Raw genomic sequence first — 10,608 nt, forward strand, 5'->3', positions numbered from 1 at the left:
GATGCGGGTTGTCAAAAGGCTTCTCGGTATTTCCCGTCGGAACTGTCGTCGATGATGCTCAGGTAGCTGGCGTATCTCGATTCGCTTATCTCGTGATTTTCGAGAGCCTTCAACACCGCACAGCCGGGTTCGTGCCGGTGGGTGCAGTCGCTGAAGCGGCATCCCCGCGAAATCTCGAATATCTCGGGGAAGAAGTGAGCCACCTCGCTTGGGTTGAAGTCGATGGTGCCGAACCCCTTGATGCCCGGGGTGTCGATGAGGTATCCCCCTTGAGGCAGCGGGTACATCTCGGAGAAGGTGGTCGTGTGCATGCCCTTGTGGTGGGCGGTCGATACGGCACCGATTCTGATTTCGACACCGGGCAGGATGCGGCTGATGATGGTCGATTTCCCCACCCCCGAATTACCCGATAGCAGGGTGATGCGATCTTTGAGCGAGTCGGTGATGAAGTCGAACCCCTCGCCCGTGGCGGCCGACACGCAGCGGCACTCGTAGCCGATGGAGCGGTAGAGGTAGCAGAGTGCCTCGGCATACTCCCGGTCGTCGGGGGTGAAGGTGTCGCACTTGTTGATGACGATGTGCACGGGTATGCGGTAGGCCTCGGCCGTGGCCAGAAAGCGGTCGATGAAGGTGGTCGAGGTGAGGGGCGAGTTGACGGTGACCACAAGCAGGGCCAGGTCGATGTTGGCGGCGATGATGTGCGACTCTTTCGACAGGTTGGAGGCCCGGCGTATGATGTAGTTCTTCCGCTCGTGTATGCGGGTGATGAAGGCGGTATGGTCGGGGTTCATCTCGATGTCGACCCGGTCGCCCACCGATACCGGGTTGGTACTGCGTATTCCCTTCAATCGGAAATTCCCCTTGATTTTGCACGGTATCGACTCGCCCGCATCGGTGCGCACGATATACCAGCTACCCGTATTTTTGATGACAAGCCCTTCCACGTAATCGGTTTTTAGGTTACAAATGTAGCAGAAAGTTTTGGAAATGGAAATAAAAAAGAGGTGCGCCCGCGGTTTTTCGACCCGGCTCACCTCTGGTATGACCAATTTGAAAGTGTCGTTATACGGTGAGAATCTCTTTCTCCTTCTCGGCAAAGATGTCGTCGATTTTTTTCATGTATTTGTCGTGCAGCTTTTGAGCCGAGGCTTCGCCATCTTTGGCTACATCTTCCGACATGCCCTCTTTCTGGGCCTTTTTCAAGGCGTCGATTACATCGCGGCGGGCGTTACGTACGCTCACTTTGGCATTTTCGGCCTCTTGTTTCGACTGTTTCACGAGCGCTTTGCGTCGTTCCTCGGTCAACGGGGGAATGGAGAGCCGGATAATTTCGCCGTTGTTCTCGGGGGTGATGCCCAGCTCGGAGTCGAGAATGGCTTTTTCGATAACCCGGAACATCGATTTTTCCCACGGGGTGATGACGATGGTGCGGGCGTCGGGCACCGAAATGTTGGCTACATTCGAGAGCGGGGCCTGGCTGCCGTAGTAGTCGACCCGTATGCCGTCGAGAATCCGCGGGTTTGCTTTACCGGCCCGGATGTGAGCCAGAGCCTCGTCGAGGAATTCGATAGCCATAGACATTTTTTCTTCGGCCGTGTTGAGATATGTTTTTACGTCGTCCATAATAAAGTAGGGTTGAAAAGTTTCTAATAGTTTTGTGAACAAATGTACTCTTTTTTTCGAGAATGACCAAGCGGGCCGGTTAATATACCAGGGTGCCGATGTTCTCGCCCGACAATACCTTTTTCAGGTTGCCCACGGTATCCATGTCGAATACGATGATGGGCAGGTGGTTCTCTTTGCAGAGGGTGGTGGCGGTGAGGTCCATTACCTTCAGGCCGCGGGTGTAGATTTCGTCGTAGCTGATCTTGTCGAACTTCACGGCGGTGGGGTCTTTCTCGGGGTCGGCCGTATAGATGCCGTCGACGCGGGTACCCTTGAGCATCACGTCGGCTTCGATTTCGATACCGCGCAGGGCCGAACCGGTGTCGGTGGTGAAGAAGGGGTTGCCCGTTCCGCACGAGATAATGGCGATTTCGCCCTTCTGCATGGCCTCGATGGCTTTCCACTTGCTGTAATGCTCGCCGATGGGGAACATGTTGATGGCCGTGAATACCCGGGCCTTTTGGCCTACCTTCTCGAGCGCCGAACTCAAGGCCAGGCTGTTGATGACAGTGGCCAACATGCCCATCTGGTCGCCTTTCACCCGGTCGACCCCTTGGGTCGTTCCGCTCAATCCGCGGAATATGTTGCCGCCGCCGATGACGATACCGATTTCGATACCCATCCCGGCAATCTCTTTGATTTGCGAGGCATACTCGGTTACCCGTTTTTCGTCGATGCCATATTGTTTTTCACCCATGAGCGACTCGCCGCTCAGTTTCAGGAGTATTCTTTTGTAACGATTGCTCATAACCACACTGTGTTTGTTGATTTTATTGGTTTTCAAAAATAGTGAATTTTTATTATTCTCTGAATTTTGGGTCGCAAATTCTGTAAGAAAAATAGCAGTTTCGTTTTTTTAGCCTCTTCTTTGCCGATATTCCGCTGCCGAATGTGTATATTTGTCCGTCTGTAATGTGATTGATTAAACGTATGAATATGAGGCGGGTAATAGGTGTGCTTCTTTTGTGTGCGACGCTCTTTGCGGCATGGGGTGAACAGCCGTATCGCACTGTATTGCGGAAAGCCGACGACTACTTTGTAAATGCCGAGTGGCGCGATGCTCTTGCCATGTGCGACACGCTGCTCGAGCGTCGACCCGGTCGGGTGAAAACCTATGTCGATGCGGTGGTTGCTTCGGCCATGCTCAACGACTCGGCAGCTATCATGCAATATGTGGTGCGGTCCGAGATGCAGGGGCTCTCGCTCGATTCGCTCTTTACGGGCATCGATGTGCTCTCCCGCTCCATTGGACAGACCGGCGTGTATGAACAGGTGCTGCTGCTGGTCAAGAGCGAGCAGCCTTGGTTTACGCGGGTGGCAAACAATTACCTGTTGGGTTACTACGAGTTCCGGCGTGATGCGGTCCACACCCTGGCCATTGCCGATGAGTTGCTGGCGGTGATGCCTCGCCAGGTCAACTACCTGAAGTCGAAGGCTAATGCCCTGCTGCTGGCCGGCGACAGCGAGGCCGCTGTCGAGGTGCAGAAGTCGATTCTGCAAATCGACTCGCTCGACTTCGATGCCAATCTTTTTCTGGGTAGCTACTATGCCGTCAAGGGGCAGGAACGACTCGATTCGATAGATACCCGTTATCTCGAGGAGGTGGGGCAGCCACCGGTGCAGGCCTCGTACTATCGCGAGGCCAAGCGCGAGGTGCTCGCTTCCGATATAGCCAGTGCCCGTCGCTATTTTACGGCGGCGGTTCAGAGGCAAAGCAATCGGTATTTGACCGACCAACTGGCTCGGCTGGACCGTCTGACCGACGTGTTGCCCCAGCTCAGCGGCATTGTCAAACCGTTGCTCTGGCGGTTAAAGCAGGAATGATACCTCTTTGAAGGCGAAGCGTCTCTCCTCGCCCGTATCGGTCGTGAGTATCAGATGGCCGTCGGGCTCTACCCCTGTAATCGAAGCATAAAAGGTTTTGCCCTCGCTGCAATAGGGATACTCTCCGTCGTTGCGGTAGAGGGTGGCTGCATACTCTTCGCGCAGCGCCCGGGCCGAGTCGGTAAAGGTCTGCTGGTAGCGGGTGCGGAAAGCATCGACAAACTGGTCGAGAACCGCCTCGATGTCGTAGGTATGACCCGTAATCTGGAACAGCGAAACGGGGTTGGGAGCATCGCTCACGAAAGTTGCTTGGTTGATGTTGAGTCCTATGCCCACGATGGAGCGGGCAAAAGTGGTGCCGCTTAATACATTTTCGATGAGGATGCCGGCTATCTTCTTGTCCTCCCAGTAGATGTCGTTGGGCCATTTGATGGAGAAGCCTGTGGCATAGCGGCCGAGCAGGTCGGTCATGGCCAGCGAAACGGCCTGCGAGAGCAGAAACTGTTGGTTGGCCGGGATGTGTTCGGGGCGCAGCAGCAGGCTGAAGGTAAGGTTCTTGCCCGGTTCCGATTCCCACGAGTTGCCCCGTTGTCCACGTCCGGCCCGTTGGGTATCGGTGTAGACGATATGGCCCTCGGGCAAGTGCCGGTCGGTATCGAGTTGTTGCAGATAGGTGTTGGTCGAAGCGGTTTCGACCAGGTGGTCTTTGGTGAAAATTATCTCTTTGGTTTCCATTGCGTTTGCAGATGAATGTTAACAGTTAAGAGGGGCGAGAAAGGCATCTTCGATATGTTCGATTTCGAAGCTGTCGTTATTGCCCACAAGGGTGATGATGTCGAATCGCACCTCGAACGGGATATTGAACAGGCGTATGTAAGCATCGGTAGCCCGCACGATATTCTTGATTTTGCGCAGGGTCACCGCCTCTTCGGGGCGTAGAAAGTCGAGACTGCTGCGGGTCTTCACCTCGACCACGACGAGGGTCGTGTCGCGATAGGCCACCAGGTCGAGCTCCATCTTCCCGCTGCGCCAGTTGATGTCGCGAATGATGTACCCCTTTGAGATGAGGTATTCGGCCGCCCGTTCTTCGCCGGTCTTTCCCAATTGGTTGTGTTGTGCCATAGGCTTGCGATTGGGTAGCGAATATACGAAGATTCGGCGGGAATCGGAAGCCGGAGTGCAGATAAAGTGAAAGAGAATAGGGGGAAAATGGTTTTTAAGCGTTATCTATTCAATTATTCAATAATAGTTATATATTTGTGCAGGAGTATGTAATCCGTAAAAATAGAAGAGATATGAAAAACAAGTGGATTGTACCGGCTATCATTGTAGCCTTGGGCCTGTTTTTGTTGGGCCAGCGTATCGAGAGTGGCATCGTCAAGTCGAAAGAGGCTGTGCGAACGGTCTCGGTGAAAGGCCTTTCGGAGCGGGAAGTCCCGGCCGATCGGGTCATCTGGCCGCTGGTATATAAGGAGTTGGGCAACGATTTGAGCTCGATATACCGGGCGGTGAATGCCAAGAACAAAATCGTGATCGATTTCTTGAAATCGAACGGCATTGGCGAGAACGAAATTTCGGTGGCCCCTCCCAGCATCGTCGACATGCAGGCCGACCGATATAGCAACCTCAATAATCCGTATCGATACAACGTCACCTCGGTTATCACCGTTTCGTCGAATCAGGTCGACAAGGTGCGCGAGCTCATTGTGAAACAGGCCTCTCTGCTGGAGCAGGGGGTAGCCATCGTGTCGGGCGACTACCAGTACAACACGCAGTTCCTCTTTACCAAGTTGAACGAATTGAAACCCGAGATGATTGCCGAGGCCACCCAGAATGCCCGTATCGCCGCCGAGAAGTTTGCCAAGGATTCGGACAGCAAGCTGGGCAAAATCTCTTCGGCCTATCAGGGGCAGTTCTCTATCGAGGATCGCGATGCCAATACACCTTATTTAAAACACGTGCGCGTAGTGACCTCGGTGGTTTATTACCTGAAAGATTGATTGAAATTGTTTTATGCGTTAACTTTGCGGAGAGTCCTTGAGTCGGTAGCGACCGGGGATTCTCCACTTTTTTTATAAGTGCAACAGAATGATGGACGATAAAGAAAAAGACGAGCGATATATGCGGATGGCCTTGCAGGAGGCCCGGGCGGCTTTCGAGGCTGGCGAAATTCCGGTGGGGGCCGTAGTGGTGTGTAAGGACCGGGTAGTAGCCCGAGCCCATAACCTGACCGAGTGTCTGGGCGATGTGACGGCTCATGCCGAGATGCAAGCCATCACCTCGGCGTCCGCTTCGTTGGGGGGCAAGTATCTGACCGACTGTACCCTCTACGTTACCCTGGAGCCTTGTGTAATGTGTGCCGGGGCTATCGGATGGTCGCAGTTGTCGCGTGTCGTCTTCGGGGCCGGCGACGACAAGCGGGGTTACCGCCGCTTTGCTCCCGAAGCCCTGCACCCCAAAACCCGCGTCGAGTCTGGTATTCTGGCCGACGAGTGCGCCGCCTTGATGAAGAGCTTTTTCAAACGGCGGAGGTAGGTTACAGACCGAAGCAACGGTATATGAGCGGGGATGGTATTTTCTTGATGATTTTGGCAACGAGTACCGGGAGATAGATACCTATGAGAATGCTGGCCAGATAGAGTGTCCAATAGGCGACTTCGGAATGGGGAATTTTCGCGTATACGATTCGAATGGCTATTTGCGGGAAGATACCCAGTAAAAAGATTTGGAATGTATAATCTCTGAACGAAGCAAACAGCCGAGGTGTCAAAGGTGCCAGATTAAGAGCTAAAGAGGTTGAAGCGAGTATGCCCGAGAGATTTAGTAGCAGCCTGGGGCATCCCGGAATAAGCGTAAAGGCACAGAATAGAGCCAATAGCACGATGAATATCCAAGGTGTGCTCAGGTATTGGTGCAGGTGAAATTGACAAAAGAGTATCCCCAGACAAAAGAAAATCAGCATATAAGCCACATTGGAGAGGCAGAGCAACTCAATATCGGCAGGAAAAAATAGATTCAGTGCGATACACCCCAATAAGAGTATTCCAATCTTGAAGGGACTTGTAATCATATATTTCAAGAGAGGGTAGGTAAGCATGATAATAAAGAGAGTTGCGACAAACCACATTTCGCTTAAGGGATTACTCCCCGGATACAGGAAACTGTTGACAAACTGCGAAATTGACAACTCCACAGGGCGTTTCATAAACGGGGCAAATGCAAATTTCACTGCAAATGTGAACAGCGTGAAGAAGAGAAACGGAATACCTAATCGTTTGAGCTTATCGATAACTACATTTTTATAAGCGATATTGCGGCTTATTTTGGTATAATAGAAAAGGAAGCCCGATATAAACATGAACAGGGGCATGTGGAAACTGTAAATAATTGTTTCGATGGCTGCGCTTACCGGGGTCTCGGGATTCTCAAAGGTTCCGGTGAGCGTGATGTGCCCGACGACGACCAGCAGCATGCTCCATCCTTGCAGTATCTGGAGCCATGTAATTTTTTGTTTCATGTGGGGGTAGTAATAGTCTTTCTTTATAAAACACAAAAAGTTTATATTTATTGTATGTTTTTTCTTGATTGCCGGCAGGGTTCCGGTTTTTGTCGTGAACGATTGTAAGTGATTATTATCGAAATAGTTTGCAGAGAAAAAAAGATTTCGTATCTTCGCACCGATTTTAACAGACCATATAATGTCTAACTTAGTAATCAAAAAATCAATTATTTAAACAACATGAGTGAAGAACTGAAAAATGGCCCGGTAGAAAATTTCGACTGGGACGCCTATGAAAATGGCGAAGTGTATGGCGACAAAAGCCACGACGAATTGGTAAAAACTTATGACCAATCGCTGAACACCGTTAAAGACAAAGAGGTAATCGAAGGTACGGTTATCGCCCTGAACAAGCGCGAGGTAGTCGTAAACATCGGTTACAAATCGGATGGTATCATTCCGATGAGCGAATTCCGCTACAATCCCGATTTGAAAGTGGGAGACAAAGTAGAGGTTTATATCGAAAATCAAGAAGACAAGAAAGGACAATTGGTTCTGTCGCACAAGAAAGCCCGCGCTACCCGTTCTTGGGATCGTGTTAACTCGGCTCTCGAAAACGACGAAATCATCAAGGGTTATATCAAATGTCGTACCAAGGGCGGTATGATTGTCGATGTATTTGGCATCGAAGCATTCTTGCCCGGTTCTCAAATCGACGTGAAACCCATCCGCGACTACGATGTATTCGTAGGTAAAACGATGGAATTCAAGGTGGTTAAAATCAATCAAGAATTCAAGAACGTGGTTGTTTCGCACAAGGCTCTCATCGAGGCCGAGCTCGAGCAACAGAAGAAAGAGATCATCGCCAAACTCGAAAAAGGTCAGGTTCTCGAGGGTACCGTCAAGAACATTACCTCGTATGGTGTATTCATCGACCTGGGCGGCGTAGACGGTCTGATTCACATCACCGACCTCTCTTGGGGCCGTGTTTCGCACCCCGAAGAGGTGGTTTCGCTCGACCAGAAACTCAACGTCGTTATCCTCGACTTCGACGACGAGAAGAAACGTATCGCTCTGGGCTTGAAACAACTGCAACCGCATCCCTGGGATGCTCTCGATCCCAACCTGAAAGTAGGCGACAAAGTAAAAGGCAAAGTCGTTGTGATGGCCGATTACGGTGCATTCGTCGAAATCGCTCCGGGTGTAGAGGGTCTTATCCACGTTTCGGAAATGTCGTGGTCGCAACACCTGCGTAGCGCTCAAGACTTCATGAAAGTGGGCGACGAGGTAGAGGCCGTAATCCTTACGCTCGACCGCGAAGAGCGCAAAATGTCGCTGGGTATCAAACAACTCAAACCCGATCCCTGGGAAAATATCGAAGAGAAATATGCCGTTGGTTCGCGTCACCACGCCAAAGTTCGCAACTTCACCAACTTCGGTGTATTTGTTGAACTCGAAGAGGGCGTAGACGGTCTTATCCACATTTCGGACCTCTCTTGGACGAAGAAAATCAAACACCCCTCGGAGTTCACTCAGATCGGTGCCGACATCGAAGTTCAAGTGCTCGAAATCGACAAGGAGAACCGTCGTCTCAGCCTCGGTCACAAACAACTCGAGGAGAATCCTTGGGACGTATTCGAGAACATCTTTACCGTTGATTCTATCCACGAGGGTACAATCGTCGAGATGCTCGACAAGGGTGCCGTTATCGCATTGCCTTACGGTGTAGAAGGTTTCGCTACTCCCAAACACCTGGTAAAACAAGACGGTACGCAAGCTCAACTCGAGGAGAAACTCCCCTTCAAGGTTATCGAGTTCAACAAAGACGCCAAACGTATCATCCTCTCGCACAGCCGTATCTTCGAAGATGAGGCTAAGGCTGAGGCCAAGAAAGAATCGGCTGCCAAGAAAGCTGCCAAGAAAGCTGCTAAGGCCGAGGATACGATTGTAACTCCGCAAGTTGAGAAGACGACGCTGGGCGACATCGACGCTCTGGCTGCTCTGAAAGAGAAACTCGAAGCCGAGGACAAAAACAACAAATAATCGTTGTGAAGTAATCGACAAATGACTCTATACCGATAGGCCGGCAATTTTGCCGGCCTATCTTTTTATCGGGGTATCGTATTGTCTGAAGTAACGTATCTGCTCGAAAAGGGTTATCTTTGTAGATATTGTATACCGTCAGAAGTTATGGGAAAATTTGAAATCAATGTTTTGGGATGCGGCTCGGCCTTGCCTACCTTGCGTCACTACCCGAGTACTCAGGTGCTCAATCTGCGTGACAATCTGTTTATGATCGATTGCGGCGAGGGGGCGCAAATCCAGTTTCGCCGCATGCACCTGAAGTTTACCCGGCTGGGGCACATCTTCCTGAGTCATCTGCACGGCGACCACTGTTTCGGGCTTATCGGCCTGATTTCGACCCTGTCGTTGCTGGGGCGCACGGGCGAGCTGGTGATTCATGCCCACCCGCAGGCCGAGGCGGTTTTCCGTCCGCAACTCGACTTCTTTTGCCGGGAATTGCCCTTTGCCGTGCGGTTTGAACCCGTCGTGCCCAATTGTTCGGAGGTAATCTACGAAGATCGTTCGATACGGGTACGCTCCTTGCCGTTGATTCACCGGGTGCCCTGCTCGGGCTTCCTTTTCGAGGAGAAGCCGGGGCAGCTTCATCTGCGGGGCGATATGGTGAAGTTCTACGACATACCCGTCTACCGGAGAGCCGAAATCAAGGCCGGTGCCGACTACACGACCCCCGACGGGCAGACCATACCCAATGACCGACTCACCACCCCGGCCGACCCGCCGCTACGCTATGCCTATTGTTCCGACACGGCCTACAACGAAGCCCTCATTCCTTTGATTGAAGGGGCCGATTGCCTCTATCACGAAGCTACGTTTGGCGACGATGCCGAGGAGTTGGCTTGCCTTACCTGCCATTCGACGGCTCGTCAGGCCGCTCGTATTGCCCGGGCTGCATCGGTCAAACAGTTGGTGCTGGGCCATTTTTCGGCTCGGTACGAAGATGAGCAGCCCCTTTGCGACGAAGCCAGCCAGGAGTTTACCCCCTGCACCCTGGCCCGGGAAGGAATGAAGATTGTTTTGGGCCGATGAGCCGCATAAACAAAAGTGAGGATGAAATTGTTATTCCAATATCGATTTTCTTGGAGAATTGGCAAGAAAAGCATAAAAAATACATTGAGTATTAAAAATAAAGAAAAAATGTATTAACTTTGCATCGGATTAAAACAATGTGTTTTCAAGTTGTTTAATTTAAACGTAAAAAAGAATGAACGTAGAAGTTATTGGAACATGGGCAGGCCAAGTTTGGAATGCTTTGCATGAGTCGGGTAAACTGACTGTAAAAGGTCTGAAGAAAGCGACTAAACTGAAAGAAAAAGAAATTTATGCCGCCCTGGGCTGGTTGGCTCGCGAAGGTAAAGTGAGCATCAGCGAAACAGAAGCTGACGTAGAAGTTGTATTGCTCTAATAGAAGACGCAGTACGGAAGTTATAAAGAGGGTGACCCAAAAGTCAAAGACTTTAAAGGGTCATCCTTTTTTGTTTGGATTACGCCAGATGGTCACAATGAGAGAATGAATGCGTGAGAGTGAGTGTGGAGGG

At 51.3% G+C, this 10,608-nt stretch carries 12 protein-coding genes; 6 read left to right on the top strand and 6 right to left on the bottom strand.

What is annotated here, in order from left to right; genetic code table 11:
* Window positions 1-11: 11 nt before the first annotated feature.
* From rsgA to pyrH, 3 genes are all read right to left on the bottom strand, one after another.
* Window positions 12-944: a ribosome small subunit-dependent GTPase A gene (gene rsgA, locus B5F38_RS10800; protein ID WP_087409301.1), complete on the bottom strand. Its 933-nt coding sequence runs from the start codon at window positions 942-944 to the stop codon at window positions 12-14.
* Between the two features lie 118 nt (window positions 945-1,062).
* Window positions 1,063-1,623 carry a ribosome recycling factor gene (gene frr, locus B5F38_RS10805; protein WP_087409302.1) on the bottom strand — a complete coding sequence of 187 codons (561 nt, stop codon included), beginning with the start codon at window positions 1,621-1,623 and terminating at the stop codon, window positions 1,063-1,065.
* 79 nt (window positions 1,624-1,702) lie between these two features.
* Entirely contained in the window at window positions 1,703-2,413 is a 711-nt protein-coding gene (pyrH, locus tag B5F38_RS10810; RefSeq protein ID WP_087409316.1) for a UMP kinase, read from the bottom strand.
* A 188-nt stretch (window positions 2,414-2,601) separates the two neighbouring features.
* Here pyrH and B5F38_RS10815 point away from each other — a divergent pair, with 188 nt between their 5' ends.
* A complete protein-coding gene (locus tag B5F38_RS10815) occupies window positions 2,602-3,489 on the top strand; it encodes a hypothetical protein (RefSeq protein WP_143240968.1) in 888 nt (295 codons plus the stop codon).
* On the opposite strand, the gene B5F38_RS10820 is transcribed toward B5F38_RS10815, so the two are convergent.
* Together B5F38_RS10820 and B5F38_RS10825 are read right to left on the bottom strand one after the other, a co-directional pair.
* A complete protein-coding gene (locus B5F38_RS10820) occupies window positions 3,475-4,224 on the bottom strand; it encodes a biotin--[acetyl-CoA-carboxylase] ligase (RefSeq protein ID WP_087409304.1) in 750 nt (249 codons plus the stop codon). The genes B5F38_RS10815 and B5F38_RS10820 overlap by 15 nt on opposite strands.
* 18 nt (window positions 4,225-4,242) lie before the next feature.
* The gene (locus tag B5F38_RS10825) at window positions 4,243-4,611 is read right to left on the bottom strand and encodes a YraN family protein (protein ID WP_087409305.1); all 369 of its coding nucleotides are present in this window, start codon (window positions 4,609-4,611) and stop codon (window positions 4,243-4,245) included.
* 173 nt (window positions 4,612-4,784) lie between these two features.
* Here B5F38_RS10825 and B5F38_RS10830 point away from each other — a divergent pair, with 173 nt between their 5' ends.
* Window positions 4,785-5,489: an SIMPL domain-containing protein gene (locus B5F38_RS10830; RefSeq protein ID WP_087409306.1), complete on the top strand. Its 705-nt coding sequence runs from the start codon at window positions 4,785-4,787 to the stop codon at window positions 5,487-5,489.
* A 91-nt stretch (window positions 5,490-5,580) separates the two neighbouring features.
* Window positions 5,581-6,024 carry a nucleoside deaminase gene (locus tag B5F38_RS10835; RefSeq protein ID WP_087409307.1) on the top strand — a complete coding sequence of 148 codons (444 nt, stop codon included), beginning with the start codon at window positions 5,581-5,583 and terminating at the stop codon, window positions 6,022-6,024.
* Window position 6,025: 1 nt separating this feature from the next.
* Here the strand turns inward: B5F38_RS10835 and B5F38_RS10840 are convergent, their stop codons facing one another.
* Window positions 6,026-7,006, bottom strand: coding sequence for an acyltransferase family protein (locus tag B5F38_RS10840; RefSeq protein ID WP_087409317.1), 981 nt, complete (start codon window positions 7,004-7,006; stop codon window positions 6,026-6,028).
* A 222-nt stretch (window positions 7,007-7,228) separates the two neighbouring features.
* Here B5F38_RS10840 and rpsA point away from each other — a divergent pair, with 222 nt between their 5' ends.
* From rpsA to B5F38_RS10855, 3 genes are all read left to right on the top strand, one after another.
* Entirely contained in the window at window positions 7,229-9,031 is a 1,803-nt protein-coding gene (gene rpsA / locus B5F38_RS10845; RefSeq protein WP_087409308.1) for a 30S ribosomal protein S1, read from the top strand.
* A gap of 147 nt (window positions 9,032-9,178) precedes the next feature.
* Window positions 9,179-10,099, top strand: a complete 921-nt coding sequence (locus tag B5F38_RS10850; protein ID WP_087409309.1) for a ribonuclease Z — start codon at window positions 9,179-9,181, stop codon at window positions 10,097-10,099.
* A gap of 175 nt (window positions 10,100-10,274) precedes the next feature.
* Window positions 10,275-10,475, top strand: coding sequence for a winged helix-turn-helix domain-containing protein (locus B5F38_RS10855; RefSeq protein ID WP_087409310.1), 201 nt, complete (start codon window positions 10,275-10,277; stop codon window positions 10,473-10,475).
* The last annotated feature ends 133 nt before the right edge of the window (window positions 10,476-10,608 follow it).

It is taken from the genome of Barnesiella sp. An22 (assembly GCF_002159975.1).
Taxonomy (GTDB): Bacteria; Bacteroidota; Bacteroidia; order Bacteroidales; family Barnesiellaceae; genus Barnesiella; species Barnesiella merdigallinarum.